The 16,914-nt window shown below is 72.6% G+C and carries 18 protein-coding genes; 9 read left to right on the top strand and 9 right to left on the bottom strand.

The features are described from left to right. Nucleotides 1-134: 134 nt before the first annotated feature. Nucleotides 135-350: an MbtH family protein gene (locus tag EV284_RS02850; RefSeq protein ID WP_130329893.1), complete on the bottom strand. Its 216-nt coding sequence runs from the start codon at nucleotides 348-350 to the stop codon at nucleotides 135-137. Nucleotides 351-1,014: 664 nt separating this feature from the next. On the opposite strand from EV284_RS02850, the gene EV284_RS02845 reads away from it, so the two are divergent. Next, on the top strand, nucleotides 1,015-2,238 hold the full coding sequence (locus EV284_RS02845; RefSeq protein WP_130329891.1) for a cytochrome P450: 1,224 nt from the start codon (nucleotides 1,015-1,017) through the stop codon (nucleotides 2,236-2,238). Between the two features lie 48 nt (nucleotides 2,239-2,286). On the opposite strand, the gene EV284_RS02840 is transcribed toward EV284_RS02845, so the two are convergent. The 6 genes from EV284_RS02840 to EV284_RS02815 form a co-directional block, all read right to left on the bottom strand. Next, nucleotides 2,287-3,552: a cytochrome P450 gene (locus EV284_RS02840; protein WP_130329889.1), complete on the bottom strand. Its 1,266-nt coding sequence runs from the start codon at nucleotides 3,550-3,552 to the stop codon at nucleotides 2,287-2,289. Continuing rightward, nucleotides 3,549-4,166, bottom strand: a complete 618-nt coding sequence (locus EV284_RS02835) for an ATP/GTP-binding protein (RefSeq protein ID WP_130329887.1) — start codon at nucleotides 4,164-4,166, stop codon at nucleotides 3,549-3,551. The genes EV284_RS02840 and EV284_RS02835 overlap by 4 nt, the downstream gene beginning before the upstream one ends. Continuing rightward, nucleotides 4,147-4,494, bottom strand: coding sequence for a DUF742 domain-containing protein (locus EV284_RS02830; protein ID WP_086696503.1), 348 nt, complete (start codon nucleotides 4,492-4,494; stop codon nucleotides 4,147-4,149). The genes EV284_RS02835 and EV284_RS02830 overlap by 20 nt, the downstream gene beginning before the upstream one ends. Then, nucleotides 4,491-4,910 (bottom strand): roadblock/LC7 domain-containing protein, encoded by a 420-nt coding sequence (locus tag EV284_RS02825; RefSeq protein ID WP_051887871.1) that lies wholly within the window; start codon nucleotides 4,908-4,910, stop codon nucleotides 4,491-4,493. Before EV284_RS02825 ends, EV284_RS02830 begins: the two co-directional genes overlap by 4 nt. 114 nt (nucleotides 4,911-5,024) lie before the next feature. Beyond that, nucleotides 5,025-6,767: an ATP-binding protein gene (locus tag EV284_RS02820; protein WP_242625534.1), complete on the bottom strand. Its 1,743-nt coding sequence runs from the start codon at nucleotides 6,765-6,767 to the stop codon at nucleotides 5,025-5,027. Between the two features lie 358 nt (nucleotides 6,768-7,125). Continuing rightward, the gene (locus EV284_RS02815) at nucleotides 7,126-7,590 is read right to left on the bottom strand and encodes a DUF6584 family protein (RefSeq protein WP_130329885.1); all 465 of its coding nucleotides are present in this window, start codon (nucleotides 7,588-7,590) and stop codon (nucleotides 7,126-7,128) included. A 154-nt stretch (nucleotides 7,591-7,744) separates the two neighbouring features. On the opposite strand from EV284_RS02815, the gene EV284_RS02810 reads away from it, so the two are divergent. Genes EV284_RS02810 through EV284_RS02790 form a run of 5 tightly spaced genes read left to right on the top strand, consistent with a single transcriptional unit; the run spans nucleotide 7,745 to nucleotide 13,051 of the window. Continuing rightward, nucleotides 7,745-8,911 (top strand): DUF1343 domain-containing protein, encoded by a 1,167-nt coding sequence (locus EV284_RS02810; protein ID WP_130329883.1) that lies wholly within the window; start codon nucleotides 7,745-7,747, stop codon nucleotides 8,909-8,911. Between the two features lie 15 nt (nucleotides 8,912-8,926). Then, nucleotides 8,927-9,907: a GNAT family N-acetyltransferase gene (locus tag EV284_RS02805; RefSeq protein WP_130329881.1), complete on the top strand. Its 981-nt coding sequence runs from the start codon at nucleotides 8,927-8,929 to the stop codon at nucleotides 9,905-9,907. Further along, nucleotides 9,904-11,223, top strand: a complete 1,320-nt coding sequence (locus tag EV284_RS02800; protein ID WP_130329879.1) for an ABC transporter substrate-binding protein — start codon at nucleotides 9,904-9,906, stop codon at nucleotides 11,221-11,223. Before EV284_RS02805 ends, EV284_RS02800 begins: the two co-directional genes overlap by 4 nt. After that, a complete protein-coding gene (locus EV284_RS02795; protein ID WP_130329877.1) occupies nucleotides 11,217-12,185 on the top strand; it encodes a sugar ABC transporter permease in 969 nt (322 codons plus the stop codon). The genes EV284_RS02800 and EV284_RS02795 overlap by 7 nt, the downstream gene beginning before the upstream one ends. Then, nucleotides 12,182-13,051 (top strand): carbohydrate ABC transporter permease, encoded by an 870-nt coding sequence (locus tag EV284_RS02790; protein WP_130329875.1) that lies wholly within the window; start codon nucleotides 12,182-12,184, stop codon nucleotides 13,049-13,051. Before EV284_RS02795 ends, EV284_RS02790 begins: the two co-directional genes overlap by 4 nt. A gap of 7 nt (nucleotides 13,052-13,058) precedes the next feature. Here the strand turns inward: EV284_RS02790 and EV284_RS02785 are convergent, their stop codons facing one another. Both EV284_RS02785 and EV284_RS02780 read right to left on the bottom strand, forming a co-directional pair. Then, nucleotides 13,059-13,238: a DUF6480 family protein gene (locus tag EV284_RS02785; protein WP_130329873.1), complete on the bottom strand. Its 180-nt coding sequence runs from the start codon at nucleotides 13,236-13,238 to the stop codon at nucleotides 13,059-13,061. A 74-nt stretch (nucleotides 13,239-13,312) separates the two neighbouring features. Continuing rightward, on the bottom strand, nucleotides 13,313-14,173 hold the full coding sequence (locus tag EV284_RS02780; RefSeq protein WP_130329871.1) for a UbiA family prenyltransferase: 861 nt from the start codon (nucleotides 14,171-14,173) through the stop codon (nucleotides 13,313-13,315). A gap of 131 nt (nucleotides 14,174-14,304) precedes the next feature. On the opposite strand from EV284_RS02780, the gene EV284_RS02775 reads away from it, so the two are divergent. Genes EV284_RS02775 through EV284_RS02765 form a run of 3 tightly spaced genes read left to right on the top strand, consistent with a single transcriptional unit; the run spans nucleotide 14,305 to nucleotide 16,906 of the window. Continuing rightward, the gene (locus tag EV284_RS02775) at nucleotides 14,305-15,363 is read left to right on the top strand and encodes a 3-oxoacyl-[acyl-carrier-protein] synthase III C-terminal domain-containing protein (RefSeq protein WP_130329869.1); all 1,059 of its coding nucleotides are present in this window, start codon (nucleotides 14,305-14,307) and stop codon (nucleotides 15,361-15,363) included. Nucleotides 15,364-15,380: 17 nt separating this feature from the next. After that, complete coding sequence (locus tag EV284_RS02770; RefSeq protein ID WP_130329867.1) at nucleotides 15,381-15,896, top strand: isoprenylcysteine carboxyl methyltransferase family protein; 516 nt, start codon at nucleotides 15,381-15,383, stop codon at nucleotides 15,894-15,896. Further along, nucleotides 15,893-16,906 carry an FAD-dependent monooxygenase gene (locus EV284_RS02765; RefSeq protein ID WP_130329865.1) on the top strand — a complete coding sequence of 338 codons (1,014 nt, stop codon included), beginning with the start codon at nucleotides 15,893-15,895 and terminating at the stop codon, nucleotides 16,904-16,906. Before EV284_RS02770 ends, EV284_RS02765 begins: the two co-directional genes overlap by 4 nt. Nucleotides 16,907-16,914: the final 8 nt, after the last annotated feature.

Here is a 16,914-nt window from a genome sequence, read left to right as displayed (position 1 = left end):
CCGGCGGTGACGATCGTCCGGCGAGACGGCGCGACGGCCTCCCCGGGCGAGAGCGGCGCCCAGGGGGTCACATGGCGGCGAATGCCGTACGACCAGGCAGGACACCCCGAACGGGCCGGGGTTCGCGGGCCGACCTATCCGTCGGCCGCCATCGCCCGCACCAGACTGGCGGGCCGCATGTCGGTCCACTGGGCCTCGATCGCGTCCAGGCACTCCTGGCGCGACCCCTCCGGGCCCCCGGCCCGCCAGCCGCCCGGCACGGCGAGCGTCGCCGGCCAGAGCGAGTACTGGCCCTCTTCGTTCACCAGCACCAGGAACTTGCCCGATTCATCGTCGAAAGGATTGACCACGACGCCCCCCTAGGCGGCACATACATCAGCTTGTTTTTCCGAGCCGCCGCGCATTCCGTTTCCGCGGCTCCCGGACTGCTTGCCCGATCCGCACGGAGCGTCAGATCGAACGAAGGAGCGAAGCGCTCCGTCCCCGAGATGACAGTTCCCGTGCGGCCGGTCGGAACCAGACTGCCCGGACCCTGTTCATTCACACTCATCACACTAAGGGAAAGTCCACGATCGGAGGTACTCGTTCGATCGATTACCGGCGGGTAATAGAGCGCGCAATAATCGCCTTCGCTGCCTTTGGCATATGCCCCACGGTATTCAGCGTTTGCCATCCGGCCAACACGCGTCCGGAATATAGCGTTACTGCCGCATATGACCCGCGTCGATCCGGCCGTCCCGGCGCATGTGCCGTCACGCTCTCACTTGAGCGCAGATGACTCCGCACCACGCACCCGTGCGCCGACCGTGCGCCCCGTTTCCACCCATGACGCCGCGGCGCACCGACCGGATCAGGACACGAGGGCCGGAGAACAGACCGCACACCCCGCTTTTGGACGACCGGTATCCGGCCAAGGTACGCACCGGCCTCACTTGAAGCCTTGAGGGTCTGTCTTGGCTGACGAATGATCAATAACCTTACGGAACACGCCATTCCCGGTCTCGACGGAGCATCATGACCACTGCGGCACAGATACCCGACATACTCTCGCCCGAGTTCGCGGCGGACCCGTACCCGGCCTACCGGCTGATGCGGGAGTCCGCGCCCCTCATCTGGCACGAGGCCACGCAGAGTTACATCATCTCGCGCTACGAAGACGTCGAACGCGTCTTCAAGGACAAGGACGGCGAGTTCACCACCGACAACTACAACTGGCAGATCGAGCCGGTCCACGGCAAGACGATCCTCCAGCTCAGCGGCCGTGAGCACGCGGTGCGCCGGGCCCTGGTCGCCCCCGCCTTCCGCGGCCGGGACCTCCAGGAGAAGTTCCTGCCCGTCATCGAGCGCAACTCGCGCGAACTGGTCGACGCCTTCCGGCACTCCGGCTCCGCCGACCTGGTCGCCGATTACGCCACCCGGTTCCCGGTCAACGTGATCGCGGACATGCTGGGCCTGGACAAGGCCGACCACGCCCGCTTCCACCGCTGGTACACCGCCGTCATCGCCTTCCTCGGCAACCTGTCCGGCGACCAGGAGGTGGCCGCGGCCGGCGAGCGCACCCGCGTGGAGTTCGCGGAGTACATGCTGCCGATCATCCGCGAACGCCGCGAGAACCTCGGCGACGACCTGCTGTCGGTGCTGTGCGCCGCCGAGGTCGACGGGGTGCGGATGAGCGACGAGGACATCAAGGCGTTCTGCAGCCTGCTGCTCGCCGCCGGCGGCGAGACCACGGACAAGGCGATCGCCAGCATCTTCGCCAACCTGCTCAGCCACCCCGACCAGCTCGCCGCCGTCCGGGCCGACCACAGCCTGATCCCGCGGGCGTTCGCGGAGACCCTGCGCTTCACCCCGCCGGTGCACATGATCATGCGGCAGTCCGCGACCGAGGTGAAGCTCAGCGGCGGCACCATCCCGGCCGGGGTCACCGTCACCTGCCTGATCGGCTCGGCCAACCGGGACGGGAACCGCTATCGCGAGCCGGACCGCTTCGACATCTTCCGCGAGGACCTCACCGCCACCAACGCCTTCTCCGCGGCCGCCGACCACCTGGCGTTCGCGCTGGGCCGACACTTCTGCGTGGGCGCGCTGCTCGCCAAGGCGGAGGTCGAGATCGGCGTCGCCCAACTGCTGGACGCCATGCCGGACCTGCGCTTCGCCGACGGCTTCGACCCGGTCGAGCAGGGCGTGTTCACCCGCGGCCCCCAGGCCCTTCCGGTGCGCTTCACCCCCACCGCCTGAGCGGCGCCCGCTGGGCCCCCTCCCCCCGGGGGCCCAGCGGGCCACCGGCTATCCGTCGACCGGCGTGAACCGGACCGGCAGGGTGGTCAGCCCCCGCATCCAGATGGACGACCGCCAGGTCAGCGTGTGCGGGTCCACCGCGAGCACCAGGTCGGGCAGCCGCTCCAGCAGCGTCTCCACGGCGGTGCGCGCCATGACGTCCGCGAGCAGCGGGGCCGGGTACGGGCACCGGTGCTCGCCGTTGCTGAACGACAGGTGCGCGGCGTTCTCCGCGCCGACGTGGCCCTCGGGCCAGAGACTCGGGTCGGTGTTGGCGGCGGCCAGGCCGAGGACCAGGCAGTCGCCGGCCCGGATCTGACGGCCGCCCAGCTGGGTGTCCCGTACCGCCCAGCGGCCGATGAAGTTCTGGGTGGGCGTGTCGAGCCAGAGCACCTCGTTGAGCGCCTCGCCCACGCTGACCCGGCCGCCGGACACGCTGAGTTCGAACCGCTCGTCGGTGAGCAGCAGACGCAGCGCGTTGCAGATCCAGTTGGCGGTGGGCTGCTGCGCGGCCGCGATGACCGAGATCAGGTCCTGCACGATCTCCTCGTCGCCGAGACCCGCCGGGTGCAGCACCATCCGCGAGGTGACGTCCTTGCCGGGGTCGGCCCGCTTGTCCTGGACCAGCCGCACCAGCCGCTCGCCCACCCGCCCGTAGGCCGCCACCGGGTCGTCGCCCTCGGCCGCGTCCAGGGAGATGCGCAGGTCGTCGACGAGCTGCTGGGTGTCGGCGCCGGAGAGCGGCATACCGCACATCTGCACCACGGCCCGCATCGGCAGGGCGTGCGCGTACGAGGACATCAGCTCGGCCTGGCCGCTGCCGGCGAAGCGGCCGATCAGCTCGTCGGCGATCAGCTCGCAGTCGCGGGCCAGCTCGAACTGGTCCACCCCGGACAGCGCCTCGGTGATCACCCCGGCCCGCCGCCGGTGCTCCTCCCCCTCGGTGAACAGCACCGAGGGCTGGTAGCCGACGAAGGGCATCAGGGGCCAGTCCGGCGGGATGCTGTCCCACTGGTTCCAGCGGCGCGAGTCCCGTGCGAACAACTCGTCATGGCTGGTGACCTGGGCGACCTCGTGGTAGCCGAGCACCAGCCAGGCCGGGATGTCGCCGTCCAGCAGGACGGGTGCGACCGCGCCGTGCTCGCGGCGCAGCGCCCGGTACATCTGCGAGGGCGTCTGCTGGTACTCCAGTCCCGCCAGGCGCACCGCGTCGGTGTGGGCGGGGCAGCCGGGCGGCGGGGCCTGGTGCGCGGAGAAGGGGCCGGGGTCGGTCACGGGGTCGCCTCCTGGGCCGTGGCCAGCGTGTACACATGGTCCACGAGAGTGATCAGCACGTCCTTGCCCGACTGCCGGACCCGTGCGTCGCAGTCGAGCATCGGCACGTGATCCGGGAGCGCGAGGGCCTGCCGGATCTCGTCCAGGGAGTGGTGGTTCGCGTCGTCGTCGAAGCGGTTGACGGCCACCACGAAGGGCGTGCCGTGGTGTTCCAGCCGGTCTATCGCGTACCAGGAGTCGTCCATCCGGCGGGTGTCCACGAGGACGACGGCTCCGAGGGTGCCGGAGAAGAGCCGGTCCCACAGGAACCAGAAGCGCTTCTGGCCAGGCGCGCCGAACAGGTACAGCACCATGGTGTCGTTGAGGCTGATCCGGCCGAAGTCGAAGGCGACGGTGGTGGTCGACTTCGCGGCGACGCCGCTGGTCTCGTCGATACCGACGCCGGCCTCCGTCATCACCTCCTCGGTGTTCAGCGGCCGGATCTCGCTCACGGAGCGGACCAGCGTGGTCTTGCCGACGCCGAAGCCGCCCACGACGACGATCTTCAGCCCGGTTTCCGCCGCGTCGGCCAGTGGCGTGCGGTGGGCGGGCAGCTCAGAGATTGCGGAGCCCATGGAGCACTTCCTTGAGAAGGGCGGGGTCGGGGAGCGAGGGGTTCACGGGTGGGTGGCGTGCGGTGATCCGGCCGGTGTCGAGCAGGTCGGCCAGCAGGATGCGGACGACCGTGATCGGCAGTTCCAGCTCGGCGGAGATCTCCACCACCGAGGTGGGATGCCGGCACAGGGTCAGGATGCGGCTGTGCTCCGACTGCATGCCCGTGGCCGGCTGGCACTCCGCGACGATGAGCGTGACCAGGTCCAGGGTGTCGTCGACGCTGCTGCGCCCGTTCGTGACCGTGTAGAGCCGGTCGGGGGCACCGGTGTCCACCGGCTTGCGGGTCACGGCCGGGTACTCCCCTGGAACGGCTGCCGGGGCGCGGCCCGCAGATGCTCGCCGATCTTGTCGACCAGCCCGGTCATCTCCTCGCCGAGGCGGCCGGGGTCGGCGTCCTCGGCGGCGACGACCGCGAGGTGCGCGCCCTCACCGGCGCCGACGATGCACAGCAGGCCGCCGTGGAAGGCGGTCATGGCGTGGAGCACACCGCCGGAGCCGTCGCCGAACTCCACCGAGGCGCCGTGGGACAGGGCCTGGAGGCCGGAGCAGATGGCGGCGAGCTGGTCGGCCTGGTCCGCGGCCAGGTCGGGGGTCCAGCACAGCTTGAGGCCGTCGCGTGAGAGGACCAGGGCGTGCCGGGCACCGGGCGTCTGCTCCAGCAGGTTCTGCAGCAGCCAGACGAGGCTGTTGTCGGTGGTCTGCATGATGGGTGATGGGACGGTGGTGTCCGGCTGTTCGGTCACCGGCCCGTTCCTCCAATCTCATGGGCACGAGGGGGGCGTGGCTGCCGGGCTCGGCCCGGCGGGGGCTTGAGGGGCTCAGCCGGCGGTCGGCGGCTGGGGGTCGGGGCGGCCGCCCAGGGTGTCGCCCGAGGACTTGCGCGAGCGGTGGAAGGCGCCGAAGCGGGAGCCGACGTCGTGCACGGGCCGCTTGCGCGGCGGGGTGGGCTCGCTCGCGGGACGCTGGGCGCGCTCGGCGTCGCTCATGGTGCGGCCGGGTTTGCGGACAGGGAGGCCGTTCGGAGTGGCGGCGGCGGGCGCGGCGGCGGGCGGCTCGTGCCGGGTCTGCTCGGGGACCTCCCGCAGCTTCACGGGGGGATCGGGGCGCACGGATGCCTCGATGACGGGGGCCGGGGCGGGCGTCGGTGCCTCGGGCGCCGGGACCGGACGGACGGTGGCCGCCTGGGCCGCCTCCCGCTGGGCGGGCCACGGGTCGCGCTGCTGCGCGATGAGGTGCCGGGGCAGCAGGACGACCACGCCGGTGCCGCCGCGCGAGGAGGGGCGGTAGCTGACGTTGATCCGGTACTTGAGCGCGAGCAGTCCGACCACGGCGAGGCCGAGCCGGGTGCCCTGGAGGGAGGCGAGGTCGGCCATGCTGCCGGCCACCGCGCCCTCGGCGTGCCGCATCGCCGCCTCGGACATGGTCAGTCCGCTGTCCTCGACGGTGACGACGACCCCGGCCCGGTGCTCCTCGACGTAGACGTGCACCTCGTCGGTGGGCGGGGAGAAGTTGGCCGCGTTGTCGATCAGTTCCGCGAGGAGGTGCATCACGCCCTCGGCGGCGAACCCGGAGATCGCGGCCTGGGAGGTGAAGTGCAGCCGCACCCGCTGGTAGGCGGCGATACGGCCGATGGCGCCCCGGAGGATGCTCTCCATCCGGATCGGCTTGTTCCAGGTACGGCTGGTCTTGCCGCCCATGAGCAGCGCCAGCCGGTCGGCGATCAGCACCAGCTGGGAGGTCTTGTGGTCCAGCCGCATCAGGTCGCCGAGCATCTTGCCGTCGTGTTCGTCCTGCATCGCCCGCAGGTCGGCGAGCATGCTGACGGCCTTGGCCTGTACGCGGCTGAGTGCCTTGGTGGAGGCGATCCGGGCACCGCCCGCGCGCCGCTCGCTGCGCGCCAGTTCGCGGACGACCAGCTCGCTCAGGTCGTGCATCAACGGCATCTGGGGAAGCGCGAGTTCACCGAGGACGGTGTCGGCCGAGCGGCCCTCGGCGAGCCGGGCGACGGCGGCGGGCAGCGTCTCGCGGCCGAGCCGGTCCACCTCGGCCAACACGTCGTTCAGCGCCTCCTGGGTCCGCCGGGACTCCTCGTCGGCGGCGGCCGCGCGCCCCACGGCCTCCTCCAGGGCGCCGGCGGAGAGCTGGGCGAGCCGGCGCAGGTTCTGGTCGTTGGGCATCGACACCCCGGCGAGGGCGTCGGCGGCGCCGCTGCCGGCCAGCACCAGGTTGTGCAGGGAGGGCAGCGTGACGTTGACCAGGTGGCCGGTCTGCGCGGCCGTTTGCTGCGCCTGCGCGCGGAGCCGGTCGTTCTCGGCGGCCTGGGTGGCGGCCGCGAGCCTGGCCCGGCGGACGAGAAGGTGTCCGACGAGCACCGCGACGGCGACGCACGCCCAGCCCGCGCCCGCCACGATCAGGGTCCATCTGCGGGTGCCGGACGGCGCCGCCCCGACCGCGACGGCGGCCGCGACGGCGGTCACCGCGACCACGGCCGCGGGCACCGCCCACGAACTGCGCTGTACGGCCGTCGAGCGGTGTTGAACGGACGGTGCAGGAACTGACATTCCGCGGTCCCTCGGTCTGCGAGCAGAAGAATCGGCGACCGAACGCCTCGATCGCGGGTCCGGAAGCGGCCGCCTCGGAGGAAGGCGATCTTCCAGTCCGGTTACGCCCACATGCTAGTCACACCGGAGTGCGCCACGTTCCGAATAGCCCCTCCTGACCCCCCGGACCTGAAGTCGTCGTGAAGCAACCATTGCGACGAGGGGACGTGGTAGAGGAACCACCGGCCCACACCGCTGGTGCCGAGCCCGGAAAGACCCGTTCCGCCCTCGATGCCCCGCCCTCGCGGTAGCACCCGCAAACCCCACGAAGCGCGTCAACCTCCTCCCGAGGGAGCCCTTTTAGGCCAACCGAACGCGCTCACCGGAAGAGAGCGATGACACCGATCACCCAGATGGCCAGAAATGCGATGGCCAGTACCAGACATCCGAGGGCCGCCAAGGAGCCCTTGACGTCCGCGGGGCCGGAACTCTCCACGTCCTCCGGGGAAGCGGCGGACAGTGCCGCCAGTTGCACCCTGGCGAAGTCCGTCGGGGCGAGCGAGTCGGCGCCGATCCAGCCGAGCGCGGCCCTGCGCTCCGCGGGAGTGCGGTAGCGCGCCTCGAAGGCGGCGGTCTCGGCCGGGTCGCGGTCCTCCTCCAGGTACATCCACCGGCCCGCCTGGGCGGGTTCCCCGTACAGCCGGTACACCTCGGCGAGGCGGCGGCGGAGCGCCGGATCGCAGGGGAAGGACGACACCAGTCCGCGCAGACGCTGGCGCGCGAGGGGGACACGGCCGGCGGCCAGGTCCTCGTCGACTCGGGCAAGGGTGTCGCTCAGTGGCATGAGCTGATGATCGGCCGCGAAGCGGGTGGAGTCGAACGGGTTTTCACCCGAACGGGGAATGTCGTCGTCAGGAGGGCGCCGCGACCGGGAGGTAGTGTCCGCTGCATTGCCCAATTTCGGGACATTCAAGGGAATTTCCTATAAGGGGCGAAGAATGAGTAGTGCGGACGACCGCTTCACGGTGACGACCGGGATCGCCCGGCTGTGCGCGGTGCCCGGTCTCGCCGGGCCGGGCCGGCTCGGACTGGTGACGAACCACGCCTGCGTGCTGCCCGACCTGACCCCGACGGCACCCGCGTTGCTGGAGGCGGGCGTGAACCTGGCCGCGCTGTTCGGCCCGGAGCACGGGCTGTACGGCACCGCCCAGGCGGGCGCCGGCGAGCCGGACTGCGCCGACCCGGCCACCGGGCTGCCGATCTACGACACGTATCGCCGCGAGGGCGACCGGCTCGACAAGGTGCTGATCAACAGCGGCGTGGACGCGCTGGTGTACGACCTCCAGGATGTCGGGGCGCGCTTCTACACCTATGTCTGGACGATGTTCGACCTGATGGTCTCGGCCGCACGCACCGGCGTGCGGTTCGTCGTGGCCGACCGGCCCAATCCGCTCGGCGGACTCGTCAGTGAGGGGCCGGTGCTCGATCCGGCGTTCGCGAGCTTCGTCGGCCGGGCGCCGGTGCCGATCCGCCACGGACTGACCTGCGGGGAGCTCGCCTGGTGTCTCAACAGGTCGGCGGTGGCCGAAGCGGCCGGACGACAGGCCGACCTGACCGTGATCAAGGCGGCAGGCTGGCAGCGGAAGATGGACGCGGAGGCCACCGGCCTCCCCTGGATCGCGCCCTCCCCCAACATGCCGACGTACGCCACGGCCGTCGTGTACCCCGGCACCTGCCTCTTCGAGGGCACCAACGTCTCCGAGGGCCGGGGCACCACTCAGCCCTTCGAGACCGTCGGCGCTCCGTACGTCGACGCCCGCTTCGCCCCCGCGCTCGCCGAACTCGAGCTACCCGGAGTGCACTTCAGGGAGGTCCGCTACGTGCCGACCTTCGACAAGCACGCCGGCCGCCCCGTGCGGGGGGTCCACCTCCACGTCACGGACCGCGAGGCGTTCGCCCCCGTACGGACCGCCGTCGCCATGCTCGGCACGCTGCGGCGGCTGTACCCGGACGACTTCGCCTGGTCCGGCGACTTCATCGACCGCCTCTGGGGCTCCGACGAACTGCGGCGGACGGTCGACGCGGGCGAGGACCCGCTGCGGCTGTGCGAACCGCCCGCACCGCCCGGCCGGTGGGCCGGTGAGGACGTACTGCTCTACCCCTGAGACGGAAGGACGTCGATGACCGATCCCACGACGAGAGCCCGGACCCTGATCCGCGGGTTCCGGCCGGGTGACGGTCCGCCGCTGGTGGCGGCGTGGTGCCGGAGCGCGCCCGCCGACCCCGTCACCGCGGACCGCTTCCGCTCCCTGGTGCTGCTCGACGCCAACTTCGACCCGGCCGGCCTCCGGGTCGCCGTGGAGGACGGGCAACTCGTCGGCGCGGCCTACGCGGTGCGGCGGCTGACCCCGATGACCGGCACCGACCTGGAACCGGAACAGGGGTGGCTCCCCTTCTTCTTCGTCGACCCGGCCGCCCGGGGACGCGGGGTGGGCCGCGAGTTGCTCACCGACGCCCTGGACTGGCTGCTCGCCCACGGCCGCACCCGCGTCGACTTCGCCCCGTACACGCCGAACTACTTCCTTCCCGGCCTGGACGCCGAGAGGTACCCGGAGGCATCCGCCCTGCTGGAGACCCTGGACTTCCGTACCGTGGACGAGGCGGTGGCGATGGACCGCTCGCTGACCGACTACGCCCTCCCTGCCGAGGTCGGCCGCCGGGCCGCCGAACTGACCGCGCGGGGTTACGCGTTCGGCACCCCCACCGACGACGAGCTGCCCGCACTTCTCGCCCTGGCCGCGGTCCACTTCGTCCCGGACTGGGCGCGCGCGATCCGGGAGTGCCTGCTGAACGGCGCCCCGCTGGACCGGATCGTGGTCGCCCGGGACCCTTCGGGCCGGCTGGTGGGCTGGGCGATGCACGGCGCGTACGAGTCGGCGATCGAGCGGTTCGGCCCGTTCGGGGTGCTGGACGAGATGCGCGGGACCGGGCTGGGCAACGTGCTGCTGCACCTGGCCCTGGAGCGGATGCGGGCGCTGGGCGCGGGGTCGGCGTGGTTCCTGTGGACCGACCACCGCTCGGCGGCGGCCCGTCTCTACCGCAGGGCCGGGTTCGGCACGACGCGGGTGTTCCGGGTGCTGCGCCGGGAGGCGGGCCGGTGACCGGAGCACCGTACGGGCCGAGCCGCCGCCGTTTCACGCTCGCCGCGACCCTGCTCGCGGCGGGCTGCGCCGCACCGCGCCAGGGCACCGGACGGCCCGGCGACCCGATCGTCCTCACCCTGCTCTCCCACTACGCGAGCGGCGAGCTCAAGGCGGCCCTCCAGGGGCCGGTGGACGAGTGGAACGCCACGCACGACCGGGTCAAGGTGCGCACCAAGGCGGTGGAGTTCAACGACCTGCTGACCACGTTCATGGTCCGGCAGACGGCCGGACAGGGCGCCGACATCCTCCAGCCGTACTGCCTGTGGAACGGCCAGCTCGTCCGCGCCGGTGTCCTGCGCCCCGCCCCGCCCGAGGACGCGGCCGAGATCACCCGCGGCTACGGGGCGGCGGCCGTCGGCTCCGCCTCGGTCGGCGGCAAGGTCTACGGCTACCCGACGGAGGCGCAGACGTACGCCCTCTACTACAACAGGCGTCTGCTCCGGGAATCCGGCATCGCCCACCCCCCGCGCACCTGGCGGGAGTTGGAGGACACCGCGTACCGCACCACCCGGCGCGACCGGTACGGCAACAGCCTGGTGCAGGGCTTCGGCCTCTCCACCTACGACGACTCCACCACCGTCGGCCAGACCCTCGCCCTGCTCAACGCGGCCGGGGGCACCTTCGTGTCCGAGGACGGCAGGCGCACCGCCATCGACTCGGCGGCCGGGCGGGCCGTGCTGGACCTGGAGCACCGGCTGGTCAGCAAAGGGGCGAGCGAACCCGGCGTCAACGTCTACAAGGCCTTCCAGTCCGGGCAGGTGGCGATGGTGATCAGCGCCGGATGGTGGACCGGCAGTCTGAAGTCCCAGATGGGCGACGCCTACCGGGACGTGGCCGTGGCTCCGGTGCCCGTCCCGGAGCTGGGCGACAGACCCGCCACCCTCGCCACCGGGTTCATGCTGGGAGTCAACGCCGCCAGCCGGCACCCGCGTGCGGCATGGGAGTTCCTGCGCTGGCTCAACACCGACCGGGTGGGCGTCGGCAAGGGCGCGACGGTGACCCGCATGAGCGCCCTCCAGGTGTCGGTGGGGTCGCTGACCGGCCGCGCCGACGACATGCGGACGCTGCTCGGCAAGGGCGGCGACCCCAACCTCCGCCCGTTCCTCGACGCGTTGGGGTACGCGGTGCCGGAGCCGAACGTGCCGGGCGCGCAGCAGGCCAAGTCGCTGCTGCGGAAGAACGTCGAGGCGCTGTGGACCGGTCAGCAGTCCGTCGACGAGTCGCTGCGCACCATCCGCCGGCAGGTCGACCAGGAGGTGTCGCGCTCATGGTGAACGCCCTGACCCCGGAGACGACCGCGCGCCCCCCGCGCCCGCGCTCCGCCGCCCCGGCCCGGACGGCCGCCGGCCCCCGCGCCCGCGCCCGCCGCCATCAGGCGGTCGTCGCCTATCTGTTCCTGGCACCGGTGCTGCTGTTCTTCGCCGTCTTCCTGATCCTGCCGCTCGGCTTCGCGCTGCTGCTGTCGGTGTCCCGCTGGGCCGGGTTCGACCTCGGCGACATCCAGCCGGTCGGCCTGGACAACTTCGCGAGCCTGTTCGCCGACGGCTCGACCTTCCTGACTCCGGTCCTCACCAACACCCTGCTGTTCGCGCTGGGCACGGTGGCCCTGGCGCTGGCGGGCTCGGTGCTGGTCGCCACCTGCATCGACAACCTGCGCTTCCAGGGACTCTGGCGCACCCTGTACCTGCTGCCGATCGTGACGACCGTGGTCGCCGTCGGCAATGTGTGGAAGTACATGTACGAGCCGGGCGGCCTGGTCAACGGCGCCCTCAACGCGGTCGGGCTCGACTCGGTGGCCTTCCTCCAGGACCCGGGCACCGCGCTGCCCGCGGTGGTGGTCGTGCAGGCGTGGGCGTCGGTCGGCACGGCGATCCTCATCCTGACCGCCGGGCTCAAGTCCATCCCGGAGTCGTACTACGAGGCCGCCGCGCTGGACGGCGCCGGTCCGGTGACCGTCTTCCGGCGGATCACGCTGCCGCTGCTCCGGCCGGCGCTGCTGTTCGTGTGCGTCACGCAGTTCATCACCGGGCTCCAGTCCTTCGCGCTGATCATCGTGATGACCAGGGGCGGCCCCGGTGACGCGACCGATGTGGCGGCGCTGGAGATGTACCGGCAGGCGTTCTCCTACGGCGACTGGGGCACCGCCAGTGCCGCCGCCTTCGTGCTGTTCGTGGTGATCCTGCTGGTCACCCTGGCGCAGTTGTGGATCTTCCGGCGCAAGGGGGAGGACGCGTGATCCGCCGCCGTTTCCCGTGGCTGTCGTATCTGCTGGTCGTGACGGGCGCCGTGCTCACGGTGGTGCCGTTCCTGGACATGGTGATGACCTCGTTCAAGGGGCCGGGCGAGTCGGGCACGCTGCCGTACCGGTTCCTGCCCGAGGCGTTCGACCTGTCCAACTACCGGGCGGCGGTCGATCAGCTCGATCTGCCGGTGCTGTTCCGCAACAGTGTCGTCGCCACGACGGTGATCAACGCGTCGGTGCTGCTGACGTCGTCCCTCGCGGGCTACGCGCTGGCCAAACTCCGCTTCCCGGGGCGGGACTTCATCTTCCGGCTGGTGCTGTCCACGATGATGTTCCCGCCGTTCCTCTTCTTCGTCCCGCACTTCCTGATCCTGGTGCACTGGCCGCTGGCGGGCGGCAACGACCTGCTGGGACGGGGCGGGGCTGGGCTGACCGTGAGCATCGTGGCGCTGGCGATGCCGTTCCTGGTCAACGGCTTCGGGATCTTCCTGATGCGCCAGTTCATGGTCTCGATCCCGGACGAGGTGCTGGAGGCGGCGCGGATCGACGGCGCCGGGGAGTTCGCGGTGTGGTGGCGGATCGTGGTGCCGCAGACCAAGCCGGTCATGGTGACGCTGGGACTGCTGACGTTCGTGGACGCGTGGAACGAGTACATCTGGGCGCTGCTGGTGTCGACCGCCAACCCGGACGTGATGACGCTGCCGGTCGGCATCCAGACGCTCCAGGACTACGTCGACCCGACGCGCACGATGCCGATCGTGATGGCGGGCCTGGTGCTGAGCATCCTGCCGGTCCTGGTGCTCTTCCTGCTCCTCCAGCGGCACTACGTGCGCGGGATCATGCTCAGCGGCCTGAAGTGAGCGGCTCTCACAGGTCGATCATCCTGAACAGGAAGTAGGCGGCGACGAGCGCGCAGCCGAGGACGATGAGGGCCAGCCAGAGCCGGGGGTGCTCGAAGGGACCGCCGTCCGGCCGCTCGGGGTGGGCCTCGGCGGTCGATCCCTCGACGGGCGGGGTCTCACCGGGCGGCGGCAGTGAGTCGGGCATGATCCACCTCCTGGCAGCGGGCGGCACATGGAGTACTTCGGTCCGGGGCGCCGCTCGGACGCGGCTCCCCTGTCTCAGGATGCCCCGGTCCCGAGTCCGTCGCCGCTCAGGAGCAGTGCCACGTCCAGCACCGCCACGGCGACCGCCGCCGCGAACGCGGCCCGTTCCCGGCGCCGGCCCAGCACCGTCCCGGCCACCGCGATCAGCCCGCCCCCGGCCAGCGCGGCCGTCTGCCGGGCGCCCGGCGGTCCGGCGGGCCCGAGTGCCAGCAGGGCGGAGGCGGTGACCAGGGGCACCGGCAGCAGCAGCCGTACCCGGTCGGGGCCCAGCCGCTGCGGCCAGCCCCGCACCCCGGTCGCCAGGTCGCCCCGGATGTCCGGGAGCACGTTGCCGAGGTGGGCGCCGACGCCCAGCAGCGCCCCGGCGGCGAGCACCCACCAGGCGGGCCACGGCCGCCCCGGCAGCCCCAGCGTGACGAACGCCGGGAGCGCGGCGAAGGCGACCGCGTAGGGCGCCCAGGACCAGCGGGTGGCCTTGAGGCGCAGGTCGTACGCCCACGCGGCCGCGACGGCGGTCAGATGCACGGCACCCGCCGTCCACCCGCAGGCGAGGGAGAGCGGCACGCACAGAGCCAGCGCGGTCCGGGCCGCCGTCCACACCTGCCCGGCCTCGATCGCACCGTCCGCGACGGGCTTGCCCCGGCGGCCGGTGGCCATGTCCCGGCGCGCGTCGAAGGCGTCGTTGCACCAGCCGATGGAGAGCTGCCCGGTCAGGACCGCGCCGGTGGTGAGCAGGCAGCGGCCGGGTCCCTGCCCCGCCGTCACGGCCAGTGCCGCCGTCAGCGCGGTGACCACCACGAGCGGACCGGGGTGGCAGGCCCCCGCCAGTGCGGACACCTTGCGGGCCGGGATCGTCGACTGCTCGGGGTTCACCACCCGGCGATCGTAGGGGCCCGCCCCCGCGCGTCACGATCCGGAACGGCCGGACGGGCGATCTCTGGTGCCGGGCCGGCGGTGCAGGGAAGGGCTGCTGAGTCCCCCCGGATCGGTCGACGTACGGGAGCCTCATGACGCGGATCGCCGCCGTGCACGGTGCCCTCGCGCCGTACCGCTTCGCCCAGGCCGAGATCACCGACATGGTGGCCCGCGCCTGTCTGCCCGAGGGCGCCGACCGCCGGGTTCTGGACCGGCTGCACCGCAACGCCGGGGTCCGCGCCCGGCACATGACCCTGCCGCTCGACCGGTACGAGACGCTGGAGGGCTTCGGCGCCGCCAACGACCTCTTCATCACCACCGCCACCGACCTGGGCACCCGCGTGGTCCGGGAGGCACTGCGCGGTGCCGGTCTGTCGGCGGCCGACGTGGACCTGCTGGTCTTCACCTCGGTGACCGGGGTCGCCGTGCCGTCGGTCGACGCGCGGGTGGCGGGCCGGCTCGGGCTGCGGCCGGACCTGCGGCGGGTGCCGTTGTTCGGGCTGGGCTGTGCCGGGGGCGCGGCCGGGCTGGCGCGCGTGCACGACTTCCTGCTGGGGCGGCCCGACCAGGTGGCGGTGCTGCTGTCGGTCGAGCTGTGCTCGCTCACCCTCCAGCGCGGCGACGCCTCGACGGCCAACCTGGTCGCCACCGGTCTCTTCGGCGACGGTGCGACCGCGGTGGTGGTCTGCGGGTCGGAGCGCGCCGGCGCGGCCCCGGGCCCGGCGATCGTGGACTCGCGCAGCCGTCTGTACCCGGACGCGGTCGGAGTGCTGGGCTGGGACATCGGGGACTCGGGCTTCCGGGTCGTCCTCGATCCGGGCATCCCGCAGGTGCTCCGGCACCGTCTGGCGGACGACGTGAGGGAGTTCCTCGCCGACCACGGACTGAAGCCGCAGGACGTGACGGCCTGGGTGTGCCACCCCGGCGGGCCCCGCGTCCTGGACGCCGTCACCGAGGCACTCGACCTCCCCGCCGAGGAACTCGCGCTCAGCTGGCGCCACCTGGCCGAGGTCGGCAACCTGTCCTCGTCCTCCGTGCTCCACGTCCTGCGCGACACCCTCGCCGAACGCCGCCCACCTCCCGGCACTCCGGGCCTGCTGCTGGCCATCGGGCCGGGACTGGCCTGCGAGTTGGTGCTGCTGAGCTGGTGAGCACGACAGGAGGACACATGATCTGGTACGCGCTGCTGGTGGCCGCCGTCGCGGGTGAGCGGGTGGGCGAACTCGTCGTGGCCCGGCGCAACGAGCGGTGGAGCAGGGCCCGTCGGGCGATCGTGGCGGGCGACGGGCACTATCCGGCGATGGTCGCCCTGCACGTGGGTCTGCTGGTGGGCTGCCCGCTCGAAGTGTGGCTCGGCGGGCGGCCGTTCGTACCCGCGCTGGGCTGGCCGATGCTGGCCGTGCTGATGGGCGCGCAGGCGCTGCGCTGGTGGTGCGTCGGGACGCTCGGGCCGCGCTGGAACACCCGCGTGATCGTCGTACCCGGTCTGCCGCTGGTGGCGCGGGGGCCGTACCGGCTGTTGCGGCACCCGAACTACGTGGCCGTGGTGGCCGAGGGGGTGGCACTGCCGCTGGTGCACACGGCCTGGGTGACCGCCGTCGCCTTCACGGTGCTGAACGCCGCCGTGCTGACCGTGCGCGTCCGGTGCGAGAACCGGGCGCTGGCCGCCGCGGTGTCGGCGTGATCGACGTGCTGGTGGCCGGGGGCGGCCCGGCCGGTCTCGCGGCGGCCGCGCACGCCAGGCTGGCCGGGCTGACGGCGGTGGTGGTCGAGCCGCGGACCGCGCCCGTGGACAAGGCGTGCGGGGAAGGTGTCATGCCCGGCGGGGTCGCCTCGCTCAGGGCGCTCGGCGTGGAGCCCGCGGGCCGGGAGCTCGCCGGTATCCGCTACGTGGACGGCGTCCGGTGCGCCGAGGCCCCCTTCCGTGACCGGCCGGGGCTGGGCGTCCGCCGTACGACCCTGCACCGCGCGCTGCACGAGCGCGCTCTCGGTCTCGGCGTGCGGATCGTGCCCGGCAAGGTCGGCGAGGTAGTCCAGACCCGGGACGCCGTCACCGCCGCCGGGATCACGGCCCGCTGGCTGATCGCCGCCGACGGCCTGCACTCCCCCGTCCGGCGCCGCCTCGGCCTGGAGCTGCCCGGCGGCCCGCGCGGCCGGTACGGACTGCGCCGCCACTACCGCCTCGCCCCGTGGACGGACTTCGTGGAGGTCCACTGGTCCGGTCAGGGCGAGGCGTACGTGACCCCGGTCGCCGACGGCCTGGTCGGGGTCGCGGTGCTGACCCGGGCCCGGCGCGGCTACGACGAGCACCTGGCCGCTTTCCCGGCCCTGGCCGACGCCGTGCGCGGCGCGGCCGCGACCGAGGTGCGCGGTGCCGGGCCGCTGCTCCAGCGGGTGCGGCGCCGGGTCGCGGGCCGGGTGCTGCTCGTCGGGGACGCGGCCGGCTACGTGGACGCGCTCACCGGCGAGGGCATCGCGCTCGCCCTGGCGACGGCCGAGGCCGCGGTGCGGTGCCTCGCGGCCGGGCGGCCGGAGCGGTACGAGCGGGAGTGGACGCTGGCCACGCGCCGGCACCGGCTGCTGACCAGGGCGTTGCTGGCCGCGAGCAGCCGTCCGGGGACCGCCCGGCTCATCGTGCCGGTGGCGTCCCGGTTGCCGCCGGTGTTCGCGGCGGCGGTGCACGCGCTCCGGTAGCGGGGGGC

The sequence above is a fragment of the Streptomyces sp. BK022 genome, assembly GCF_004217355.1.
GTDB lineage: Bacteria > Actinomycetota > Actinomycetes > Streptomycetales > Streptomycetaceae > Streptomyces > Streptomyces griseoluteus.
Note: the sequence above shows the minus strand (reverse complement) of the source record. Positions and strands in the feature narration are given on the sequence as shown.